The 20,365-nt window shown below is 65.4% G+C and carries 34 protein-coding genes; 21 read left to right on the top strand and 13 right to left on the bottom strand.

Translation table 11 applies throughout. The features are described from left to right. Positions 1 to 41: 41 nt before the first annotated feature. Genes AC1VXD_RS08810 through AC1VXD_RS08790 form a run of 5 tightly spaced genes read right to left on the bottom strand, consistent with a single transcriptional unit; the run spans position 42 to position 4,425 of the window. Positions 42 to 1,217 carry a site-specific integrase gene (locus AC1VXD_RS08810; protein WP_482991740.1) on the bottom strand — a complete coding sequence of 392 codons (1,176 nt, stop codon included), beginning with the start codon at positions 1,215 to 1,217 and terminating at the stop codon, positions 42 to 44. 19 nt (positions 1,218 to 1,236) lie between these two features. After that, on the bottom strand, positions 1,237 to 1,467 hold the full coding sequence (locus tag AC1VXD_RS08805; RefSeq protein ID WP_108767899.1) for a hypothetical protein: 231 nt from the start codon (positions 1,465 to 1,467) through the stop codon (positions 1,237 to 1,239). Then, positions 1,464 to 1,784 carry a hypothetical protein gene (locus tag AC1VXD_RS08800; RefSeq protein ID WP_482991739.1) on the bottom strand — a complete coding sequence of 107 codons (321 nt, stop codon included), beginning with the start codon at positions 1,782 to 1,784 and terminating at the stop codon, positions 1,464 to 1,466. Before AC1VXD_RS08800 ends, AC1VXD_RS08805 begins: the two co-directional genes overlap by 4 nt. Beyond that, positions 1,781 to 2,371, bottom strand: a complete 591-nt coding sequence (locus AC1VXD_RS08795; RefSeq protein ID WP_482991738.1) for a hypothetical protein — start codon at positions 2,369 to 2,371, stop codon at positions 1,781 to 1,783. The genes AC1VXD_RS08800 and AC1VXD_RS08795 overlap by 4 nt, the downstream gene beginning before the upstream one ends. Next, a complete protein-coding gene (locus tag AC1VXD_RS08790; protein WP_482991737.1) occupies positions 2,368 to 4,425 on the bottom strand; it encodes a DNA cytosine methyltransferase in 2,058 nt (685 codons plus the stop codon). The genes AC1VXD_RS08795 and AC1VXD_RS08790 overlap by 4 nt, the downstream gene beginning before the upstream one ends. 118 nt (positions 4,426 to 4,543) lie before the next feature. Here AC1VXD_RS08790 and AC1VXD_RS08785 point away from each other — a divergent pair, with 118 nt between their 5' ends. Beyond that, the gene (locus tag AC1VXD_RS08785) at positions 4,544 to 4,804 is read left to right on the top strand and encodes a hypothetical protein (RefSeq protein WP_482991736.1); all 261 of its coding nucleotides are present in this window, start codon (positions 4,544 to 4,546) and stop codon (positions 4,802 to 4,804) included. A gap of 7 nt (positions 4,805 to 4,811) precedes the next feature. Here the strand turns inward: AC1VXD_RS08785 and AC1VXD_RS08780 are convergent, their stop codons facing one another. Beyond that, the gene (locus AC1VXD_RS08780) at positions 4,812 to 5,600 is read right to left on the bottom strand and encodes a hypothetical protein (protein WP_482991735.1); all 789 of its coding nucleotides are present in this window, start codon (positions 5,598 to 5,600) and stop codon (positions 4,812 to 4,814) included. Beyond that, entirely contained in the window at positions 5,597 to 5,809 is a 213-nt protein-coding gene (locus tag AC1VXD_RS08775; protein WP_116863378.1) for a hypothetical protein, read from the bottom strand. Before AC1VXD_RS08775 ends, AC1VXD_RS08780 begins: the two co-directional genes overlap by 4 nt. Before the next feature lie 58 nt (positions 5,810 to 5,867). Between AC1VXD_RS08775 and AC1VXD_RS08770 the strand changes: the two genes are divergently transcribed. Continuing rightward, positions 5,868 to 6,638 carry a hypothetical protein gene (locus AC1VXD_RS08770; protein ID WP_482991734.1) on the top strand — a complete coding sequence of 257 codons (771 nt, stop codon included), beginning with the start codon at positions 5,868 to 5,870 and terminating at the stop codon, positions 6,636 to 6,638. 129 nt (positions 6,639 to 6,767) lie between these two features. Here the strand turns inward: AC1VXD_RS08770 and AC1VXD_RS08765 are convergent, their stop codons facing one another. From AC1VXD_RS08765 to AC1VXD_RS08740, 6 genes are all read right to left on the bottom strand, one after another. After that, positions 6,768 to 7,010 (bottom strand): hypothetical protein, encoded by a 243-nt coding sequence (locus tag AC1VXD_RS08765; protein WP_482991733.1) that lies wholly within the window; start codon positions 7,008 to 7,010, stop codon positions 6,768 to 6,770. Beyond that, positions 7,010 to 7,234 carry a hypothetical protein gene (locus tag AC1VXD_RS08760; protein ID WP_482991732.1) on the bottom strand — a complete coding sequence of 75 codons (225 nt, stop codon included), beginning with the start codon at positions 7,232 to 7,234 and terminating at the stop codon, positions 7,010 to 7,012. Before AC1VXD_RS08760 ends, AC1VXD_RS08765 begins: the two co-directional genes overlap by 1 nt. Continuing rightward, positions 7,231 to 7,452 carry a hypothetical protein gene (locus AC1VXD_RS08755; protein ID WP_482991731.1) on the bottom strand — a complete coding sequence of 74 codons (222 nt, stop codon included), beginning with the start codon at positions 7,450 to 7,452 and terminating at the stop codon, positions 7,231 to 7,233. Before AC1VXD_RS08755 ends, AC1VXD_RS08760 begins: the two co-directional genes overlap by 4 nt. Further along, positions 7,449 to 7,673: a hypothetical protein gene (locus AC1VXD_RS08750; RefSeq protein ID WP_482991730.1), complete on the bottom strand. Its 225-nt coding sequence runs from the start codon at positions 7,671 to 7,673 to the stop codon at positions 7,449 to 7,451. Before AC1VXD_RS08750 ends, AC1VXD_RS08755 begins: the two co-directional genes overlap by 4 nt. A 154-nt stretch (positions 7,674 to 7,827) precedes the next feature. Then, positions 7,828 to 8,682: a hypothetical protein gene (locus AC1VXD_RS08745; protein ID WP_482991729.1), complete on the bottom strand. Its 855-nt coding sequence runs from the start codon at positions 8,680 to 8,682 to the stop codon at positions 7,828 to 7,830. 62 nt (positions 8,683 to 8,744) lie between these two features. Further along, on the bottom strand, positions 8,745 to 9,407 hold the full coding sequence (locus AC1VXD_RS08740) for a LexA family transcriptional regulator (protein ID WP_482991728.1): 663 nt from the start codon (positions 9,405 to 9,407) through the stop codon (positions 8,745 to 8,747). Between the two features lie 82 nt (positions 9,408 to 9,489). Here AC1VXD_RS08740 and AC1VXD_RS08735 point away from each other — a divergent pair, with 82 nt between their 5' ends. From AC1VXD_RS08735 to AC1VXD_RS08645, 19 genes are all read left to right on the top strand, one after another. Beyond that, entirely contained in the window at positions 9,490 to 9,978 is a 489-nt protein-coding gene (locus AC1VXD_RS08735; RefSeq protein WP_482991727.1) for a YdaS family helix-turn-helix protein, read from the top strand. 110 nt (positions 9,979 to 10,088) lie between these two features. Continuing rightward, on the top strand, positions 10,089 to 10,619 hold the full coding sequence (locus tag AC1VXD_RS08730) for a phage regulatory CII family protein (protein ID WP_482991726.1): 531 nt from the start codon (positions 10,089 to 10,091) through the stop codon (positions 10,617 to 10,619). Further along, complete coding sequence (locus AC1VXD_RS08725) at positions 10,616 to 10,927, top strand: winged helix-turn-helix domain-containing protein (RefSeq protein WP_482991725.1); 312 nt, start codon at positions 10,616 to 10,618, stop codon at positions 10,925 to 10,927. Before AC1VXD_RS08730 ends, AC1VXD_RS08725 begins: the two co-directional genes overlap by 4 nt. 1 nt (position 10,928) lies before the next feature. Beyond that, a complete protein-coding gene (locus tag AC1VXD_RS08720; RefSeq protein WP_482991724.1) occupies positions 10,929 to 11,825 on the top strand; it encodes a helix-turn-helix domain-containing protein in 897 nt (298 codons plus the stop codon). Further along, entirely contained in the window at positions 11,815 to 12,486 is a 672-nt protein-coding gene (locus AC1VXD_RS08715; protein ID WP_482991723.1) for a hypothetical protein, read from the top strand. The genes AC1VXD_RS08720 and AC1VXD_RS08715 overlap by 11 nt, the downstream gene beginning before the upstream one ends. Continuing rightward, positions 12,483 to 12,677, top strand: coding sequence for a hypothetical protein (locus tag AC1VXD_RS08710; protein ID WP_482991722.1), 195 nt, complete (start codon positions 12,483 to 12,485; stop codon positions 12,675 to 12,677). The genes AC1VXD_RS08715 and AC1VXD_RS08710 overlap by 4 nt, the downstream gene beginning before the upstream one ends. Then, a complete protein-coding gene (locus tag AC1VXD_RS08705; RefSeq protein WP_482991721.1) occupies positions 12,677 to 13,054 on the top strand; it encodes a Ref family recombination enhancement nuclease in 378 nt (125 codons plus the stop codon). Before AC1VXD_RS08710 ends, AC1VXD_RS08705 begins: the two co-directional genes overlap by 1 nt. Beyond that, positions 13,051 to 13,560, top strand: a complete 510-nt coding sequence (locus AC1VXD_RS08700) for a hypothetical protein (protein ID WP_482991720.1) — start codon at positions 13,051 to 13,053, stop codon at positions 13,558 to 13,560. Before AC1VXD_RS08705 ends, AC1VXD_RS08700 begins: the two co-directional genes overlap by 4 nt. Positions 13,561 to 13,565: 5 nt before the next feature. Further along, positions 13,566 to 14,024: a hypothetical protein gene (locus tag AC1VXD_RS08695; RefSeq protein ID WP_482991719.1), complete on the top strand. Its 459-nt coding sequence runs from the start codon at positions 13,566 to 13,568 to the stop codon at positions 14,022 to 14,024. A 45-nt stretch (positions 14,025 to 14,069) separates the two neighbouring features. Then, complete coding sequence (locus tag AC1VXD_RS08690) at positions 14,070 to 14,261, top strand: hypothetical protein (RefSeq protein WP_313141816.1); 192 nt, start codon at positions 14,070 to 14,072, stop codon at positions 14,259 to 14,261. After that, positions 14,258 to 14,956, top strand: coding sequence for a hypothetical protein (locus tag AC1VXD_RS08685; RefSeq protein WP_482991718.1), 699 nt, complete (start codon positions 14,258 to 14,260; stop codon positions 14,954 to 14,956). The genes AC1VXD_RS08690 and AC1VXD_RS08685 overlap by 4 nt, the downstream gene beginning before the upstream one ends. A 189-nt stretch (positions 14,957 to 15,145) precedes the next feature. Next, positions 15,146 to 15,343 carry a hypothetical protein gene (locus tag AC1VXD_RS08680; protein ID WP_295516247.1) on the top strand — a complete coding sequence of 66 codons (198 nt, stop codon included), beginning with the start codon at positions 15,146 to 15,148 and terminating at the stop codon, positions 15,341 to 15,343. Further along, entirely contained in the window at positions 15,340 to 15,804 is a 465-nt protein-coding gene (locus tag AC1VXD_RS08675) for a lysozyme (protein WP_482991717.1), read from the top strand. Before AC1VXD_RS08680 ends, AC1VXD_RS08675 begins: the two co-directional genes overlap by 4 nt. Next, the gene (locus AC1VXD_RS08670; protein ID WP_482991716.1) at positions 15,801 to 16,268 is read left to right on the top strand and encodes a lysis system i-spanin subunit Rz; all 468 of its coding nucleotides are present in this window, start codon (positions 15,801 to 15,803) and stop codon (positions 16,266 to 16,268) included. Before AC1VXD_RS08675 ends, AC1VXD_RS08670 begins: the two co-directional genes overlap by 4 nt. After that, complete coding sequence (locus AC1VXD_RS08665) at positions 16,261 to 16,470, top strand: hypothetical protein (protein ID WP_482991715.1); 210 nt, start codon at positions 16,261 to 16,263, stop codon at positions 16,468 to 16,470. Before AC1VXD_RS08670 ends, AC1VXD_RS08665 begins: the two co-directional genes overlap by 8 nt. Beyond that, the gene (locus AC1VXD_RS08660) at positions 16,470 to 16,832 is read left to right on the top strand and encodes an HNH endonuclease signature motif containing protein (protein WP_482991714.1); all 363 of its coding nucleotides are present in this window, start codon (positions 16,470 to 16,472) and stop codon (positions 16,830 to 16,832) included. Before AC1VXD_RS08665 ends, AC1VXD_RS08660 begins: the two co-directional genes overlap by 1 nt. A 133-nt stretch (positions 16,833 to 16,965) precedes the next feature. Beyond that, complete coding sequence (locus AC1VXD_RS08655) at positions 16,966 to 17,391, top strand: hypothetical protein (protein WP_482991713.1); 426 nt, start codon at positions 16,966 to 16,968, stop codon at positions 17,389 to 17,391. Continuing rightward, complete coding sequence (locus AC1VXD_RS08650) at positions 17,384 to 19,075, top strand: terminase large subunit (protein WP_482991712.1); 1,692 nt, start codon at positions 17,384 to 17,386, stop codon at positions 19,073 to 19,075. The genes AC1VXD_RS08655 and AC1VXD_RS08650 overlap by 8 nt, the downstream gene beginning before the upstream one ends. Next, on the top strand, positions 19,072 to 20,364 hold the full coding sequence (locus tag AC1VXD_RS08645) for a phage portal protein (protein WP_482991711.1): 1,293 nt from the start codon (positions 19,072 to 19,074) through the stop codon (positions 20,362 to 20,364). The genes AC1VXD_RS08650 and AC1VXD_RS08645 overlap by 4 nt, the downstream gene beginning before the upstream one ends. Position 20,365: the final 1 nt, after the last annotated feature.

The following is a 20,365-nucleotide window of genomic DNA, read 5'->3' as shown; positions in this document are numbered from 1 at the left end:
TGATCATCATCCTGCCTTAGAAAGAGGTCGGTTCCAAGTTTCTACTCCCCTGACTCTGGCACGAGGGGAAGAGAGTGATCGTAGACGTGCATCATCGCGTCTGTCTTGTGGCCGCTTGCCTGCTTCTTATCCCCCTTGGTGTCAGTCACCCCTCGATGTTTCAGGCTGTGTAGGCCGAACCGTTCGTCCTGGCTCAGGATCCCGTCCTTCACCGCGTTGCGCATCATGCGCCCCCAGGCAGTCTGCCAACCATCCTCGGTCAACCGCTCGCCGTCCTCGCTGACGAACAGATAGCGGCCATCGGCCCGGATCGGAATCACTCCCCCCTTCTTTTCCCAGATCGCCGCCCGCCGCGCCCGCAGCATGGCGATTGCTTCCTCGGTTTCGGCGCCCTTGCGCACCAGGTTGTCGCGGCTGCCCTTGCGGCGGTTCGTGCGTAGCACCTCGCCGTCCACGTGCGCATCGGTCAGCGTCAGCACCTCGATGCCGCGCAGGCGCGCCTGATAGGCCAGTTCCATCGCCGCCCACAGGTACGCAGGCACCGCGCCCTTCGCCCGCGCTCCGCGCGCGCTGCAATTCTTGGCATAGTCCTGCACGCGGCGGAACACGTCCCCGGCCGGCATGCGGTGGTCGCCCTTCTCTTTGACCTGCTTGATGCCGGTGGCTGGGTTCGTGGTGACATGGTCATGCTCCCGGGCCCAGCCGAAGACCCGGCGCAGATAGCGCAGCCAGTGGTTTGCCTTCGTGGGGTAGCCAGGGATGGCGGGATCACCGGCTTTGAGGCCCGGCCGCCCCTGAGCGATGACGTCGATCAGGCGCCGAATGAACCCCGGCGTCAGCCTGTCCACCGTGGCATCGCCCAGGGTGGTGCCGTTCTTGAGCGGGTACGCCTTGATAGCGCGGGCATAGTCCTTGTAGCCCTCCTGCGTCGATGGCTTGAGCTGCGCAAACGCCAGGCTCTCCGCGTGTCGGTCGATCACGAACGCCACGGTGCCCCGCTGCGCCTCACCGTGACGCGATTCCATGATCGCGTGCAGGTCGGACATACGCGCGGTAGGCCCAGCCACGGTCTTCCTGCGATAGCCATAGCCTTCTTCATGGGGCGTGCGTACGTACCACCGGCCGCGGCCGGTGGGGTCCCAGTAGATCCCGACCGGCAGCTGGCTGTGGTCGATGTGCGAGGGCAGGTTGGGTGCGGCCTTGCGTGGTCTAGCCATGGTGCTGTGGTGCGTCCTTTCAGATCAGCGAAGCGGGGTAGCTCTCGTTCTCGAAAGCCGAGGTGGTCGGGCTGGTGAGGCCCAGGGCCTCATTGAGCGCGGCCGTGGTGGTCCAGACGCCGCCCTGGCCGTCGTACTGCACGCGGATCTTGCGCTGCTTGGCCCAGCGCTCGACGGTGGCGAGCCGCGGGCGCTTGCCGGGCCGGCACAGCTCCTGCAGATCGCGGAACTGTAGAACGTCTCCGATCACGGCCGGCCTCCTTGGGCGCTGGCCCTTGCGCGGGTGCGCCTCGCGGCCGGTTCGGCCAGGGTGAGGTTGAACTGGACCACGTTGTCGGCGACTTCCGGTGCGGGCGCCGGACGCGCGCTGCGGGTCGGGCGGTTGATGCGGCGCCATTCGGCCAGCGCCTTCTCGGGATCCTGGCTTTTGCTGGTTGCCCTGCATGCGCACTCGACCAGATGGCCGCCGCCGGCGGCGGGGCCGCGCAAGTCGTGGATGTGGCGCGCGCGGTGGCCGGCGGCGCAGTTCGGCAGGCCTTCGGGGTGGCTGATGTGTTTCTGCGTCATGGCTTCTGGCACTCCAAGATGTGGGCTTCGATCTTCTCCAGCAGGAAGGCGGCTTCCCTGGCGCGGCGCTCTCTGTCGTATCGGCCAATCGGGTGGGGCCCGGCATCGCGCAACCACTTCAGGGGCTCGACCAACCAGCGGGGGTCGATGGGGAGGCGGGTGCGCGGGTCCACAGGTTTGACCATCGGCTTGCAGTCGGGGCCGGCCCAGTCCTCGGGATCGCCGCACCTGGTGCACACGCCGGCCTTGAACGCGTGGTCGCGCTCGGGCTGGATGACGCGCGGGGTTTCCCACAGGGCCCGGACGACCCAGCGGCGAACGCGAGCGTGGTAGACGTGCTCGGGGGTAGCGGTCATCCAGCAGCCGGGGCGCGAGTCGCCTTGGTGCCGGTACTCCCAGCGGACGGGCGGCTGGGTATACAGCTCCTGCAGCAGGGTGTCGCTCCACTCGCGGACCTGGTCGGCCGAGATCGGCGCGCCGGCGGCGCCCAGGCGGCGCATGTTGGCGACGACCGCGGCGACGGGCGAGGATGCCTGGCAGGCGTCAGCGGTGGCCGCCGGGGTGGTGGGGTAGGTTGCAGCGGTCATGCGGCCACCGCCATGTCAGCCGAAACCCGGCCCAGATTGGCCTCGGCCAAGGCGCGCAGCGGCGGCGGGCTGACGCTGTTGCCAACCATGCGCACGGCGGCGCTGGTGCTGAGCGGCGTGCCGTTGGCGGTGCGATCGATGATGTAGTTGGCCGGGAACCCCTGAGCGCGATAAAGCTCATGCGGCTTGAGCATGCGCAGGCCGATATCCACGATGACGTGCGGCACGCCCTGGATGTGGACGGTGACCAGTGCCAGGCGGTCCTTGGTAGTAATGGTATCCACCGGATCGTGCAGATCGACCGCGATGCCGCTGCCGTAGTACTTCACCAGGAAAGCGGCCACGCGCAGGGCACCGGCCTCCTGCTCAGGGCTGAGGGTGCATTCGACCTCGGCGAAGCGGGTGGCACCGGCCAGAATGGTCGGAAGTGGCTCACGCAGGTCATTGCCGACGACGTTCTGTGCCATTGCGGTCAGGTGTGCGGCGACCAGACGCTGTTGGCTGCCGCTGGCGGTGATGGTGCTGACCGGATCGCGTGCGTCGTTGCCTGCGCCTTGGTAGAACCCGCCGTTCGCCTGCTCGATGAAGGCGGTGGCCAATGCGTGATGCCCGCCCTGCGCGGCGATGGTGGTCAGCGGCTCGGTGGGCTCGGCGCCAACCATGTTGTTGCGCAGCGTGACCAGCGAAGCGGCGGCAACTGCATGCTTCACGCCGCCGGCAACCACCGTCCCCAGCGGCTGCTCCAGGTCGAGCGCGCGCGGAGCCTGGCCCTCACGCTCGCCGTAGCCGGTCTGCACCAGCGTCGGAGCGACCAGCGCGGTGTCGGCCTTCGTGGTCATGGTATAGAGCGGTTCGCCGCCTGAGCGCGGCTCGGACTGACCGGCCCGGCCGCCGACGCCCGCGAGGATCGGCGTTACCACGGAGAAGTGGCCACCCTTCACCCCGGCGCAGACCGTGGGCAGCGGCTCGTCGGCCGCCATCGTTCGCTGGCGGCTGGCATTGGCATGCTCGGTGAGGAACGGTGCCAGCTCCGGCGCGGCCAGCATCAGCTCGCCGCGGTTGGCGGCGGTGATGGTGCGCATAGGATCACGCACGTCGTGGACACGGTCGCCGCCCTGGTGCGTCACCGGCACGATGAAGGGATCGGCCGAGTTGATGACGTGTCGAATCACGCCCTTCGCGATGCGGCGCATGGTGGCATCGGCCAGCGGCCGGGCACGGGTGAAGATGGACGGGCAGGGGATGGAGAAGTCCAGGCAGTCGGCGGCGGTGACGCGCGGCGTTTGGCCCGGCGCTGGGCCGTGGCTGGCCTCCGGCCAAACGATGGCCTCGCCGTCGCGGCGCGCGAGCAGGAACAGCCGTTCGCGGCTGGTGCCGGCGCCGTAGTCGCTGGCCACCAGCTTGCGCCACTCGACCACATAGCCCAGCGCACGCAACGCGGCGACGAACTGCTGCCAGGTGCGGCCGCTGTGGCGCTTGTCCGGCACCAGCTGCTGGTTCTCGACCGGCACGCACTCGCCGCGCGCTGCAACCGCGCCGTCCATCTTGATGACGCGGCCGGTCGCCTTGCAGCGCTTGGCCACGAGCGGACCCCAGGTGAGGATCTGCCAGACGTTCTCCATGGAGATGATGCGCGGTGCCGTGTTGGTGCCGTGCAGGCGATCAGCACGCAGCAGCTGGCCGACCCACTTCAACACCACCCACGACAGGGCACGGGTCTTCCGGCTGCGCGGCTGGCCGCCCTTGGCCTGGCTGAAATGGGTGCAGTCCGGGGAGGCATGGAACCAGCCTATGGGGCGACCGGCCACGTCCACGCGCGGGTCGGCGTGCCAGATATCCTCGCGGTGGTGCTGGGTGAGCGGGTGGTTCGCGGCGTGCATGCCGATGGCCAGCTCGTCGTGGTTGTAGGCCAAGGCGGGATCGATGCCGAGGGCCTGCTTGAGGCCTTCGCTGGCGCCGCCGCCGCCGGCGAACAGGTCGACCACGATTTCGCCCAGGCGCAGGCGGGAGCGCTGCGGCGCGGGGAAGTTGAAGGAGCAGGAGCCGTCAGCCATAAACCAGTGTCTCCGGAAGAATTTCGACGTGGCCGCACTGCGGGAAGCGCGCAAGAAACGCTGGCGCGGCCGATTGGGGGGGAGTACTGTCGGGGCACCGTTTGAGCGAGGCATGTGCATGAACGACAAAGAAGGGGTTTTCAGCCTCAACGCTGTAGTTGGCCAAAACCTCGGGGCTCCAGGCCTGTGGAACGCCGTGGGCTATGTGCATGCTCCCGGCGAGTCGGAGTATCTCGAGTTGGTCCACGCAGGCTCTGAATTTGCTACACGGAGCTTGGCGATGGAGGCCGGTATTGACGCGGCGCGCGCTATTGCAAAAACTCTGGATTCCAGCGATTCCAGGGCACGCCGGGCCCGTGATTTCAGAGAAAAGGCGTGAGGTCGAGTCAGCCATTGCCCACCGCCTGGCTGTCTAGCAGGGCCTGCAGATCCGCGATGCAGGCACTGAGTGCTCGCTGCGCGCACTGCCCCTCGTAGGAAAGCGGGTATTCGGATTTCTTCCAGGTGCCCAGCAGCTCGCGCACCGGTCCCAGGTCCACTGCATGCGCGGTTCGGCCCGCATGGCCCGGCAGCGGCGAGGCGAAGTGCAGAGCGTTCTTGGCTTCCTGCTTCGCCCTGATCCGCGCCATCTCCTCCGGCTGGTTGATGCGGTCCAGTTCGGCCTGGCCATCGGCCTGCATGCTCAGGCCGGCCACGCTGCAGTAGGCGGCCAGGGTGACCATGACGCCGCCGACTTCCTGCGCCGGCTCGCCGACCGGGCGGCCGAACACGTAGTTGACCAGGGTGGGCACGCGCGCGCTGTCGTAGCCGTGGGCCTGCAGCAGCTCCAGCACTTCTTCCAGGAGGCGGTCGCCGCGCTCGGTCATGTTGCTGGAGAGCGACGCCGGGAAGCACTCGCCCATCCAGTTGACCACGTCATCCTGGAAGCTCTGCGCGGGATCCGTGAGCCGATTGGGCTCGCTATGCGGCTCATTGCACGACGTGTGGCTGTCGATCATCTGTTGCCTTACGTGCGAGCTGACCGCATCGCGCTTCCGCTGGCTGAGTGCTGGCGCGTGAACGCTCAGGGCCACATGCACTGCCTCGTTCAGCGCTTCGGCGCGTCGATGCGACCGCCGGTCGGGGGGCGTGGTCGGCGCACTGTGGTCGCCATGCTTGTTCGTGTTGTCGCTCATGCTCGCGGCTCCTTTGCGCCGTTGATCTGCTGGCCGCCGAGGGCGGCGCTGAATTCCCAGCGCTCTGCCTCGCGGGTGTAGTAGGCGGCGCGCTCTTGGCGCTCGCTTTCGGTGAACTGCATGTCGCGCAGCGCTTGGTCGGCGGCAGCGCGGTTGGCCTTGGCCATGCGGACCGGGTCGTCCTTGAAGATGTCGAGCTGGTTACGCATTAGCGGCCGGACCTTGGCGCCGTGGCAGAATGCCGACTCGCCCAACATGGACCTTCAGATGGAACCGTCGATCCAGAGAACCAGGTTTTGGAACAGTCCGGTCGCGGTAGGGCTGTACGGTTTGACCCTCGGCTGTTTGATTACAGCGGGCTTCTTTTGGACGCCGCAGACCCGATCTGCGGACGTAGCCGCATGGGGGTCTGCAGTTGCTACAAGCCTTGCCGTGATAGTCGCGCTCTACGTTTCTAAAGGGCAGATCGATGTTGCGAGGCACGCCGCTGAGACCGAGCGAACGACCGCATTGGAGCTGCAGGAAGCGGCCAAGGCTGAACTCCAGAAAGCCCACAGAAATAGGGCCATGCGGTTGGCCCACGCCTTTAGTCGCGAACTTGTATTCGCCAGGCGCGACCTGATGATGTTCTTGGCGAACATCGGGGCACCGGTGATGGCTCAGCCCAGCAAGCCCATTCTGGAGAGGTTCGTTGCCGACTCGCCTTTGCCCGACTTGGTATTGATCGCCAGGTTCGCCGACCAGTTGGAAGGGTTTGAGGACCAGCAGGCTTTTGCGATCTTGACTCTGCTTTCGGTGTGGCGGAGCTTCAACCGAGGCCCTGGCATGAATGCGAATGCGATTCTTGAACTGACGGAAGAACGGCGCTGGAAGATGGCCGAGAATCGGTCGAAGGCTGGCCTGGATTTGCTTGGCTCTCTGGAGCGCCTGATCAATGACCTCGCGCCGTATTACGAGACCCACGAATCCATGCAGGGGACCGTGACGGAAGGAGTCCCCCCAGAGCTTGCCCAGTACTTTCTCAACAGAGCGAAATGAGCATCCTTGACGCTTGCGCTGCTCCATTGCGTTGTCGCCTTCGTGCTGCACAGCTATCTCCGTAGATTGGATGCCGGCGTGTGGAAGTCCGGCCGGCGGCGGAGCCCGGCTGCCCGGGCGGGCGGTTGCTCAGTGCGTGTCGTCTGCGGGCATGGCCCGGCGGCGGCGCTCGTCGGTGCGGCGCTGCATTTCGGCGCGGAAGGCAGGCCAGCAGCGGCGTGCGTCCTGCCAGCCGTGCCAGCCGAAGTAGGCGATGCCGACCAGAGCAATCAAGACGAAGGAGGCGGCGCCGGTGTAGATGGCGCGCGCGAGCAGCGCCATCAGGGCGCCGACGATCACGGCGCAGTAGAAGGGCAGGGCCAGGTGGTGCATTAGGCGTGGCTCCACGCGCGCTGCGGCTTGCGGCGTAGCGACTGCTTCATGCGGCTGATAGCAGCCGCGGCGCTGCCACCGCTCAGGAAGTCGAGCAGTGCCAGGTCGGCGACGGTGTTGGCGAAGTCGGGGCGGTGACCGATGCGCAGGGCGGCAATGCGGACGGCGTCGGCGACGGCGCGGCCGCGCTGCTGCGGGCCTACCAGAATGGCGACGGCGCTCATGCCTGCACCTGCAGATGCTTTTCGGCGCGGTCGGCGACCATGGGCGCGCCGGCTGCCGGGCTGGAGGCGCGGAACAGATCGATAGCGAGCTGGCGTGCGTCGGCGGTGGTGAGCAGCCATGCGCTGTCGCCCAGGTCTACAACGACGTTGTGTTCGTCGGCGGTGACAGGCATAGCGCGGCCGGCGGGGTGGACGCGAGCGAAGACCCGGGCGCTCATGCCGCGTCCTTGCCGCTCAGGGCGTCGGTGTACTGCTGGGCGGTGCTGCGGCTGATGCGCAGCGCCTGCGCCGCGCGCTGCAACTCCAGCGCGAGCTGGTCGGCCTCGGCCGAGTCCAGGTAGAGGTTGGCGAATCCCATCTTGAGGGCGACAACGCCCGCGTCGGGCATTTCGATGGCGCTCGGCGCCACTTTGTTCGGTCCAAGAAGCACGCTGGCCATGTGTGATCTCCTGCGCCCGGCCCCGGGATGGGGCTGCGTTGGGCGACTGGAGATAGGTTAAGCATTGCTTTAGCTTTAAGTCAAGCGATGCTTTAGTGATGGTTAAAAAAAAGCCCCGCAAGAGCAGGGCTAGAAAACTGAGGCATTGCGCGGCCTATCGCTTAAGGCGGTCGGGGTCGAATCCGCTGACATCGAATTCCCATGTAGGGGCCCCCTGACGGTACACGTTGGCCTGGATGCGAACCGTGTCTACGCCCTGCATCCGCTTTTGGAAGTCGCTTACGTTGAGGATGAACAGCGACACTGAGGAGTTGTCCTCAGGACCCAAAGCAGAGTATCGACGTGGCTCGCTTTCGCCGAACCTCACCAATACCTGGCACTCGCGGTAGCTTTGACACATCAACTGGCCGCGTTCGATGCTCAAGATGACGTCTGTCCCATGCCGAGGATGGCGGCGGACGGTGAGTTTGGCGTGTTGGGCGCCCTCGTAAGGGCTGGAGAACGATTGGGTGTTGCTACTTAGAACCGCGGCGCCAAGCACCGACTTGCTGGTCATTGAGTCAGTGTCTTTCCAGTAGTTCCACTGCTTTCCAAGATTTGCCTTCCGGATTTGCTCCTGCAGTTCTCCGGCAAGCTTTGCTCCGTTCTTACCCTCGTCAGTCGTGGGATAGCGCGATGCAAGAAGCCGGGCAGAGTCGTGCCGAGCTTCGATTGAGCGCGCGCTGTCATTTGCTTCCGTAAGAAGCCTCGCTCGCTGCTGTTCTTCCGTTTCACCAGGCACGCTTGCCGTAGTTGTCGATGGGGGAGTGGCCGTGTCAGAACTCGGCAGGCACGAAGCCACCACGATGAACACGATCAGGAGCACCACGAGAATCGCGCAGCCAGAAGACTTCTTCTTCGGCGGTTCAGGCGGTGCGGCTTGAGCAGGTTGTGGCAGGACGATTGGTTGAAGCACCCTTGGGCGAACCGGATGACCACAGTTCGGGCAGGCTTCCGCTTGGTCGCTCACTTGGCGACCACACTCCACACAAGAAATCAGTGCCACGCTGCCCCCCTGAGGCATCTAATCCATTAGTTGAAACGATCGATCCGGTTACGGAGATAGACCTTGCCGCCAATCACCGTGTTTCGGGGCATGGGAAACGCTGGGTACAGTGCTGAGTTGGCGCTCACCACGTACACAGCATCACCCCTATCTTGGAGCGCTTTAACCTGCTGGCCATTGCCCGTGTTGAGCAGGTAGATACCGTCGCCGTCGAACGACGTTACGCCGGTGTCCACCATCAGGGACTCGCCAGGATTGATGACCGGAATCATCGAGTCGCCTCGACCCGTCACCAGCACCAGTCGACCAGGTGCTGGTACAAATCCGACTATGGACCTGATGTAGGTGGGCGCGAAATCCATCGCTCGGACAATGTCCGGAAAATCATCATTGATACGCCCATCCCCCATGTCCGCGTCTCCGTCCAGCTGTTGGACGCGAACATAGCTTTGGTTGGTCGCAGTAGCCGCGACTACTTCCACAGCCTCGCCCATACCGAAGTGAGATAGCGGCTTGCCAGTGAGCCGGGCGAGCTTAGGAATTTTCCGCTTATCAACCTTGCCGGTCCGGAGCCAGCCGGATACGGCCTGCTCTGTAACGCCAAATGCATCCGCAATCCCCTTCTGCGTGAGAGAGGACTGTTCAATGGCCGAACGGATGGCGGCCGCCATGGCGGAATTGTCAAGCATCGCTTGATTGTCCATTCCGCTAGCGCCAAATGTAAGAAAGCATTGCTTGACTAAAAACTAAAGCAACGCTTAAGCTGCCGCAATGAACGCTATCGCCACCGCCATCGAGAAGTCGGGAGCCGGCCAAGCCGGTATCGCTCGCCTGTTGGGCGTATCTCCGCAAGCAGTCAATCAGTGGGTCAGCGGCAGCCGCCCCGTTCCCTCGCGCCACGTGCTTGCGATTGAGGCTGCAACGGGCATCTCTCGCCATCAGCTCCGTCCGGACGTGTTTGGGGGACACCCAAGCTCGATCAGCGAGCCGGTGGCCACAAGCAATCCAGTCGGCGCGCTGGTCGACAGCCGCATGAGCAAGCGCGCGCTGCGCGCCCGGCTCGGCCTGAGTAGTGATGCGCACCTCGCCAAGGTGTTGGGTCTGCCGGTGGAGCAGGTCAAAGGCTGGGCCGACGACGACATGGTCCCGGCGCTGCCGCAGGTGATGAAGCTGCTTGGGCACACCGATCAGCAGGCGCCGGCCGCACCGCGCAACGACGACCCCGATGCCGACCGCATTGGCCCTGTCGACACCGCCTGAAAGGCCATCCCTGGCCGTCGTCCCTGAGTTGTCTCTGTCCATGGCGCCCATCGTGCGCCGCCCGGGCCCAGCCCGAAACCCTGAAACACCGTCCCTCCCAAGGTGACCCGATGACCTGCCGTACCTCCTCGCTCAACTGGCTCGACAACCTCTACAACTCCGTGCGCGAGACGCCGGGTGGTGTGGAAGCTGCTGCCGCGTACCTGGCCCAGCGTCGGGGCAAGTCGATGCACCCCGAGACGCTGCGCGCGAAGCTGCGCGGTCTGGAGGGTGAGTCGGTGACGCTCCAGATCGCCGAACTGCTGACCGAGTGGATGCAGGAACAGGCCGGTGGCGGTGAGCGCGCGCTGGGCTGGCTCCAGTCGCTGGTGGCGCGCTTCGGCATGGCCGCCGACGTGGTGTCGCCGGCGCCGGAGGGTGGCTGGTCCGACGAGATCGGCGCCATCCAGATGAAGCTGCTGGAGATCACCAGCCGGGTGGGGAAGCTGTCCGGCACGGCCGTGGAGGCCATCGCCGACTCGACCATCACGAACGCCGAGGCCGAGCAGATGATTGCCGAGATCCGCGCACTGCGGACGATGGCCAATCGCCTGGAGCGCAACGTCGCTCGCGCTGCAGCGAAGGGGAGGGTGGCCCGATGAACGAGCTGGCCCGCTTCACCGATCTCAAGAGCAGCCACGCAGCTGCCGAGGAACTGATCGCGTCCGGCAAGCTTCTGGACCAGCAGACGCGCGCTGCAGCAGCAGTGCACCGGCACCCCGGGCAGAGCAGCCTGCATCTGGCCGCACTGACTGGCCTTGACCGCCACATGCTCGGCCGTCGCCTGCCGGAGCTGGCCCGCCAGGGGAAGATCTGGCGCGGCCCTGCAGCGCCGTGCGCCACGACGGGCAAGAGCGCCTGCACGTGGTTCCCGGTGGCACCGGGCGAAAACCTGTCGCTGGGGCTCTGACATGTCGACCATCATCATGTCGCAGTGCTGGCCGCTGCAGGGCCTGAGCGTCACGCAGAAGGCGGTGCTGATCTCTCTGGCCGACCAGGCGAACGACGACGGTGTGTGCTGGCCGGCAGTGGGCACCATCGCCGCGCGCTGCTGCATGTCGCCGCGCGCTGTGCGCACCGCCATGGACCATCTGGAGGTGGTGGGCCTGCTGACCCGCGACCGCCGGTTCAACAGCAGCACGGTCTACAACGTCACTCCGGCCAACTTCGACAAGGCCGCAGCGCCGTCGAAGGGCACTCGTAAGGCTTGTAAATCGGGTACTGCACCGGGCGCAGGTGCTGCGCCCCATGCAGGGGGTGCGCCCGCTGCAGGTGGGGATGCGCCCGCTGCAGGAGGGGATGCACCGGGCGCAGGTCTGGAGGTGCGCCCCGTGCCGCCTAACCGTCATATAACCACCAATGAACCGTCAGAAGAACCGTCATCTCCGGCGGGCCTGTCGGCCGCGCCGTTGACGAAGGCGGAGCAGGAAGAGCAGATGCAGCTGGCCTGCAAGGCGACGTGGTCCGCCTACCGGGCTGCCTACCGCATCCGCCACGGTGTGGACCCCGTGCGCAACGCCAAGGTCAACACCAACGTTCGGGATCTGGTGAAACGGTTGGGCCGCGAAGAGGCGCCGCTGGTGGCCGGCTGGTTCCTGAGCGTCAACGAGAACTACGCCGTGAAGCGGATGCACGACCTGGGCGTGCTGTTGGCCGGGGCCGAGGCGTACCGCACGCAGTGGGCTACCGGCCGCCAGATGACCGCCACCAGCGCCAACCAGCAGGACCAGACCCAGGCCAACGCCTCCGCCGCCGACGACGCGAAGGCGCTGCTGCGCCGCATGAAGGGGAACGCCGATGCTCAGTGATGCCGAACAGGACATGCTGGTCGAAATGCTGGTGGCCACGGCCGAGGTGATGGGCGAGCAGATCCGCCCGACCGCAGCGGCCTACATGGTCACCGACCTGGCTACCTACCCGCTGCGCGTACTGGCCGAGGCGCTGACCGCGTGCCGCCGCGAGGTGAAGGGACGGCTGAGCCTGGCCGCGATCATGGAGCGCATCGACGACGGCCATCCGGCGCCGAACGAAGCGTGGGCCGTGGCCATCCGCGCCACTGACGAGGCAGTGACCCTGGTGTGGACCGAGCAGACCCGGGACGCATGGACGGCGGCGCTGCCGCTGGTCGAGGAGGGCGACAAGATTGCAGCCCGGCAGGCGTTCCTGGAGGTGTACGCCCGGTTGGTGAAGGGTGCGCGCGCTGTGGGTGGGTGCGCTGTCTACCAGCCGTCGCTGGGCCACGACGCCAGCGCCCGGGCTGCAGCGCTGCAGCTGGCGGTCGACGCCGGTCGCCTTGCGCACCAGCAGGTGGCCGAGCACCTGGCACTGCCGGCGCCCACGCCCGCGTTCAACCCGCTGGCCCTGCTGGCCGGCCGAGTAGAGGCCAGCCCGGAAGCGAACGAGCGCACCCGGAAGCGGCTGGCGGAGATTGCCGAGCTGTTCGGTTCCGCCCAGGACGCCGCGGCATGAGGCAGCACCACGTCGAACTGGAAGTGCGGCCGGCATCGGAGCCGGTGGCCGAGGCCGGCTGGTATCTCGCCTATGGCTACGGGATCAAGCCGCTGGTGTTGTACGCGACCCGTGGCATGACCGTGTGGCGGGACGGCATGCGCCAGATCCCGATCACCCGCTATGCCGGCCCTGTTCCGGAGCTGCGCTGATGTGGGGGTCGCTTTCGCTTGGGCCGCCTCCTACGAAGGACGAAAGGGCCCGAATGGAGCTGGCGAAAACCGGCCCGTGCATGGCCTGCCTGGCGCTTCAGCTGCAGGGCCTGCTGGAGCCGGTGCTGGTGGTCTACGGCTGCGACTACAACCACACCAAGAGCGGAAACAGCCGTCGCGGTCACTTCTTCGGCTTTGCGCTCTGCGTGTGGCACCACCGCCGCATTCCGATGGAGGGGAAGACCTTCGCGACGATGCGCCAGATCTACGGCCCGAGCCTTATGGATGGCTCGCGGACCTTCCACGAGACCTACGGCTCGGACGACGAGCTGATTGACCAGCAGACCTACATCAACGAGCTGAGGAAAGCAGCATGATCGATCGAAGCACGAGCTACGCGGGCCAGGTCCGCGCGCTGTTCGAGGCTGCGCCGCAGGCGCGGCTGCAGCTGTGCGAAATGTACGAGAGGGCCAACGCGAGCACCGTGCGGCACCGCGAGCGGATCAGCAGCGCCGCCCGCGATCTGGTTCTGGCCGGCTACTTGGTCAAGGAAGGGAGGGGAAAGAAGGCGGAGTTCAGTGCCACGGGCAAAGGCATGCCCCGTAAGTTCGTGGTCACCGACGAGCAGCGGGAGCAGTGCAGGGCAGACAAGGCCAAGAAGCAGGCGGCCTACCGCGCATCGAAGCGCGTCGGCACCTCCCCACGCGCGCCGGACAAGATGACGATCAACCGTGCGCGGGTGGATCTGCGCGCCGACCTGGCCCCGGCCAAACCGTGGGGCAAGGAGAAGAGCGGGCAGCGGCCGGCCGAGACGGTGGAGCAGTTTGAGGCGCGGGGCGGGCAGGTGCAGCGCCTGAAGGCCAGCTGGGAGCAGGCAGCATGAGGCGAGTGATTGGAATCGACCCAGGCTGCAGCGGCGCCATCGTGCTGCTGGCCGGAGACCGCGACCTGGTGCCGGTGGAGTGGATGCGTGCCCCGTTGGTGCGGCTGGGCAAGTCGAGCCGACTCGACTCTGCCGCGTTGGCCCGTTTCCTCGGGCACCACGACGTGCAACATGCCTACATCGAGCAGGTCCACAGCATGCCAGGGCAGGGCGTGGCTTCGTCGTTCGGCTTCGGCCATGCCGCAGGGGTGGTGGAGGGCGTGGTGGCGGCGCTGATGATCCCGACCACGCTGGTCACGCCGCAGGCATGGAAGAAGCGGGCCGGCCTGATCGGCGCGGACAAGGATGCGGCCAGGTCGCGCGCTGTGCAGCTGTGGCCGGCATGGGATGCACTGGGGAAGAAAGCGGAGGGGCAGGCGCTGGCTGATGCGGCTCTGATCGCCCGGTTTGGCACTGCGCAGTAGGGGGTGGTCGCGGCCGTTGCGACGGGCGCGAGCAATGCTGGGTGAATGGACCTGACCCGCTATGACGACAAGGCGCTGGGGCTGCTGAGCAGCCTGCAGCAGGAGATAGCCGAAATGCGATGGAACCGGGCGTGGACGGCACCGGACCAGCGCGGGGAGGCCGAGCAGGCGCTGCGCCGATCACGCGCGCTGCGCCGCGAAATCAACCGACGAGATCGATTAAGGGGAAAGGGATGAAAGACGCGCGCGAGCTGCTGTCCAGCGGGACGGGCCCGAAGGCAATGAGTTATGACGGCAGCGCTGGGGGGCCGTCCACGGAGGCGATCTTGGCCGCCCTGGCATATGTCCACCACGGGCTGGGCCGTGAGCTGATGGAGGCGCTGTGGTGGCCCGAGAGCGGGGCACGCCGCCGTGAGCAGCTGCGGCAGGAGGTGATCGGGCTGGTGGCGCCTGAGTTCACCCGCCAGATGCATGCCCTTGCAGACGCCAGGACGAGCTTCGGCATTGCCAAGGCCTGCATTGGCTGGACCGGCGGCCAGACCACCGATAAGCAGCGCCGGGAGCTGCGGCGCACGGAGCAGGCCCTGGATGACGCGCGCGCTGCAGCGTGGCCCAACAACACCATGGAGCAGCTCGGCGTGCTGGCCGCGGCGGTGATGGATGAAATGGCCGGCCGCTGCGAGTGCCCTGGCTGTGGTGGGAAGAAGGTCGTTACGGATCCGGATGTTTCTGGCGTCGTGAAGTGCCCGCGCTGCGCCGGAAGCGGCTACGACCCGTTCAGCGGGCGCAGGCGTGCAGCGGCAATCGGTGCTGACTGTTCGGCATACAGCCGGTTCTGGCGGCCGGTGTACGAGTGGATGCTGGCCAGCTTTAGCGCGGCTGAGGCGCGCGCTGTCGTCCAGTTCAACAAGGCCCTTACGCAGGCCGCATAGCGATGACTTCCTAGGTCATCGGAAAAGGGGGCATTCTTGCCACCATCCAATCGCAAGCCCCGGCCAAGCCGGGGCTTTTTCTTTGCCCGCGTCCCAGCCGGACTAACTCTCGTGCCCAGCCGGCGCTAGGGGCGGGCACCTATCAACCGGGAGGGGCATATGCCGAACCGGACAAGCAACGGGGCCACCATGAAGGACGAAATCATTGGCACTGCCGCAAGTGCTGTAGCGAAGGCTGCGCCGCCAGTGACGGTCGCCGGCGCGGTTGCCGCTGGCGCCAACCTCGACCGCGTGGTGGTGGTGCTGACGATCATCTACCTGGTCGGTCAAATCAGCTACCTCGGGTGGCGCTGGATCCGCGAGTGGCGGCAGAGGGCTCAGGCATGAAGGCGAAACTGATTGGCGTAAGCGCCGCTGCAGTCATCAGCTTGGCCGCTGCCTCGCTGGTGAAGCCCTGGGAGAACTGGTCGCCCACCCCCTACATCGACATTGTGGGCGTAGCCACGCACTGCTACGGCGACACCAGCCGTCCAGACAAACCGGTCTACACCGAGCAGGAATGCGCAGCGAAGCTGAATAGCCGTCTCGGTGTGTATCTGGCTGGAGTCAGCCAATGCATCAAGGTGCCGCTCGGCGAACGCCAGTGGGCGGCGGTGCTGAGCTGGACCTACAACGTCGGCGTGGCGGCAGCCTGCAACTCGACGTTGGTGCGAAAGATCAATGACGGTCAGCCGGCTGCGATCTGGTGCGCTGAACTGGACCGTTGGGTCTACGCGGGTGGCAAGCGCGTGCAGGGGCTGGCCAACCGCCGTGCTGCTGAGCGCGCCATGTGCGAGGGTCGGTCATGACGCACCCTGCAGCAGTGCTCGCCGCGTTCGTCCTCTGGTCCGCTGCCATGTTCGGTGCAGGCTGGGCGTGGCGCGGTGATCGCGCCGAGGGCAGCGAGGCCCTGAGCCAGGTGGCAATCGGTAAGCAAGCCTTACAAGTTGAACAGCAGGCCCGCGCGGTCGAACACCAGCAGGCCGACGAGATGGCCGCCATCGGAGCGAAGCATGAAGAAGATCGCACTGCGGCCCAGGCCGTCCCTGCTGCTGTTGTTGCTGACCTGCGCGATGGTCGTCTCCAGCTGCGCGACGACCTCGCCACCTGTAGCACCAGCCTCCTGTCCCAAGCCGTCGCCGGCGCCGTCGAACGTGACCAGGCAGCCCAACTACGAGCAGAGGTTGCGGGCGCTGTTGTTCAAGTCGGACGAGACGCCGACAACCAAGTCCGCTCCTGCCAAGAAGTGATCGAGGTGGATCGTGGTGGATGATCGGCTCGACAAGCTGCTGGCCTTGGCAGAAACGCAGCACGCCATCATCGCGGAGCAGGGCAAGCAGATCGGCCAGCAGGCCGAGAGCATTGCGCTGCTGACCGAGTCAGTGGCGATGCTATTGGGTGAGGAGCTGGGAACACCGGTGTCTGAGGATGCTGAGCCAGGGCAACGTGTGGATCTGGATGGGAACCCCTACTGATGCCCGTCCGCCCCCCGAAGCATCGACCACACGGTAGGTCGAGAGAGTCATACGCTCCGCCCGCCAGAGACCGACAGGCTGACCGAGCGTTGGCAACTAATTCGTCCCCATGGCTTCGACTGCGGGCGATTGTGCTGGCCGCATCACCGCTGTGCGTGCGCTGCCAGGCGATGGGGCGAATCAAGCCGGCAACACACGTCGATCACGTCGATGGTGACAGTCGGAACAACGAGCTGACGAACCTTCAAGGCCTGTGTGCGCACTGCCACAACGCCAAAACGGCTCGCGAGGACGGTGGGTTCGGCAATCGGCGTCGGAAGGGTGTCGTCCCAAAATCAGAACGGAACATAACGAAATATTAACCAAGCCGGGTGGGGGAGGGGGAAAAGTTCAGGGACCTCCCGCCCCGATACGTGCGCCCCCCCTTTTAATCCCACCGTCAGTTGGGAAAAACCATTTTTCAGAGGTGCGGCCGTTGCGCTGCTGGAACGATACATGGGCAATCCTCGCAAACCGACATCGCTGAAAGTGGTGGCGGGAACCGACCGCCCAGATCGTGAGCCGCAAAAGGCGGTCGATCTCCCACTGGTTTCTGCTGTGCCTTCGCCGCCGGACTGGCTGCCGAACGCGCACGCCACCAAGGAATGGGAGCGCCTTGCTCCGATTCTCCATGCCAACAAGCTGCTGACCGAGGCTGGGCTTTCTGCCCTTGGCCAACTATGTGCGCTGCACGGCAACACTGTCCAGATGTACGCGGCCGGCTTGGCTCCAGTGGCGTCAATGGTTTCGCAGCTGCGTGGGTTCCTGAACGACTTCGGCCTGACGCCGGTGGCACAGGGCAAGGTGCGCCCGAGCGGTGACGCAGAGAAGTCTGGCAACGCCTTCGGAAACAACGGGGCTAAACGGAAGCCCGGTGCGTGACTATGTCGGCATCGCCACCAGCTATGCCGAAGAGGCGATAGCCGACAAGAAAGGGAAGAAGTTCGGCAAATGGATCCGCTTGGCTGCGAAGCGGTTCCTGGCAGACCTGAAGCGGGCGAAGAGAAAGCGGCCGCCGTTTGTCTTCGACGAGTGGCACGCGTGCGATCCCTGCGACTTCATCGAGAAGCTGCCGCACGTTGAGGGCAAGTGGGCCCGGCCGGAGATCGAGCTGCACCGCTCGCACGTGTTCTTCGTCGTGCAGTTGTTCGGGTTCCGAAATCTTGACGGCAGCCGCCGATTCACGTCTGCCCTGTTCGCGGTCGCGCGAAAGAACGCAAAGTCCACGCTCGCAGCTGCCATCCTGCTGTACTGCCAGTGCTGCGAGGAAGAAGAGGGCGCCCAGATCATCTCGGCGGCGACCACCGGCAGCCAGGCGCGGATCATCTTCAACGTCGCCAAACGGATGGCCGAAAAAACGGGCGATCTGCGGGAGGCGTTCGGGCTGACGTGTTGGGCAAATTCCATCAGTCGCATCGAGACGGGGGCGAGCTTTAAGCCCATCAACGCCAAGGCGAGCACACAAGACGGCCTGAACCCGTCCCATGTCGGGCTTGATGAGATCCATGCCCACAAGTCGGCTGACCTGCTGAACGTGTTGACCTCCGCTGCCGGCGCGCGAAGCAATCCGCTCTGGCTTTACACCACTACTGAGGGCTACACCAACCCTGGGCCGTGGGGCGAGATCCGACAGTTCGCAAAGCAGGTGTTGCAGGGCATTCTCGGCGATTCGGCCGATCACTTCCTGGTCCTGTTCTACGCGGTCGATGACGACGACGACGAGTTTGACGAGTCGGCCTGGCCCAAGGCCAACCCGCTCATGGATGCCAACCCGCATCTACTGAAGGCCATCCGGAAGGAATCGGTAGAGGCGCGGCAGATGCCGTCCAAGCTCGCCGAGTTCAAGATCAAGCGGCTAAACAGGCCTGCGTCCTCTGCAACCGGCTGGGTCGATCTGACGAAGTGGCAGCGATGCGGGGGTGTGGTGAGCTTGGATGATCTGGTGGGGCAGCCCTGCTGGGCCGCCCTCGATCTGGCAAGCACCACCGACCTCACTGCCTGGCGCTTGCTCTGGAAGGTTGACGGGATCTACTACACCTGGGGGCGTCGATTCGTGCCTTCTGATGCTGTCCGTGTGCGAACTGAGCGTGGCGTCGTCCCTTACGCGGGCTGGGTAGCCGGTGGCCTGATCGAGGTCACCGATGGGGAAGTGACCGACTACGAAGTGGTTGAGCGCCGAATGCGTGAGGACATTGAGCGGTTCAATCCGCAGGCCATCGCATTCGACCGGTGGAACGCGCATGAGATCAGCCAAAGGCTGATCGCGGATGGTCACCCGATGATCGAGTTCAACCAGACCACGAAGAACTATCACCCTGCAATGACCGAATTGGAGCGTGCCTACATCGGCAAGCGCATCCAGCACGGGAGCGACCCGGTTCTGAACTGGTGTGCGTCCAACCTCATTGCAATCAAAGACGGGAACCTGAACATGAAGCCCGACAAGAAGCGTTCGCCCGACAAGGTGGATGACATGGTCGCCCTTCTGATGGCCATCGGCATCAGTATGCCGGTGGAGTCAGAGGACGACGCCGGCGACTTCATCTACAGCCCGGTGATCGGATGAGCGCGCAGTCGAAGAAGCCGGGCCTGCTCCGGGCGTCAGTCCTCAAATGGCTGGGGGTGCCGATCCACCTGACAGATGGGGATTTCTGGAAGCAATTCCACGGCGCGCACTCGTCGGCCGGGGTCCCCGTCAATCAGGACACTGTGCTGAAGCTGTCCGCTGTATGGTCCTGCGTCCGCATCATCTCTGAAACCATCGCGACGCTTCCGCTGTCGATGTATGAGAAGACGAGCAGCGGGAAGAGGGTAGCAACCCACCACCCGCTGCACTTCATCTTGCACGACCAGCCCAATTCCGACACTACTGCAGCAGTGCACTGGGAAGCCAAGGTTGCAGCGATGCTCCTGCGTGGCAACGGCAGATGCGAGAAGCTGATGATCGGCGGGAAGTTGGTCGGCCTGGTGTTCCTTCACCCTGACCGGCTTACCTGGTTTAAGCGGGAGGGCGTGAAGGTCTGGCGGTACACCGACGATGACGGACTCCAGCGCGAGATCCCCAATGAGCGGATCTGGACGATTCCAGGATTCTCGCTCGACGGTAAGGAGGGGGTGTCCGTCATCGCCTACGGCGCAGAAGTTTTTGGTGCCGCAATCGGTGCTGACAGTGCTGCCAACAGTACCTTTGCGCGCGGGTTGATGCCCACTACGGCTATCACCTACCCGGGCACGCTGAAGCCGGATCAGCGTAACGACGCCCGCGCGTCGCTCGAGGCGATCAGTGGTGCGGTTAACGCTGGCCGGCCTGTGATCCTGGAGGCAGGTTCCGAGATCAAGACCATCGGAATCAACCCTGCCGACGCGCAGTTGCTGGAATCGAGGGCCTTCTCGGTAGAGGAAATTTGTCGTTGGTTCCGTGTTCCCCCCTTCATGGTCGGCCATAGCGAGAAGTCCACCAGTTGGGGCACCGGCATCGAGCAGCAGATGATCGGGTTCCTTACGTTCACCCTCGGTCCTTGGCTGCGGCGGATTGAGCAGGCGATCAGCAAGGACCTTCTGACCCCGGCCGAGCGTCAGCGCTACTACCCCAAGTTTGCGGTAGAGGGACTGCTCCGCGCCGACAGCGCCGGCCGCGCGTCCTTCTACGCGGCCATGGTCAACAACGGGATCCTGACCCGCGACGAAGTCCGGGAGCTGGAGGACCGTGAGCCCATGGGAGGAAACGCCGCGGTGCTTACGGTCCAGACCGCCCTTGCTCCGCTGGACAAGCTGGGCCAGTCCGGAGACGGCAACGCAGCCCGCGCCTCCATGCGTGCCTTCCTGGGCCTTTCTGACCCCATTACCAAGGAATAGA

The organism is Stenotrophomonas sp. STEN054, from assembly GCF_056854535.1.
Note: the sequence above shows the minus strand (reverse complement) of the source record. Positions and strands in the feature narration are given on the sequence as shown.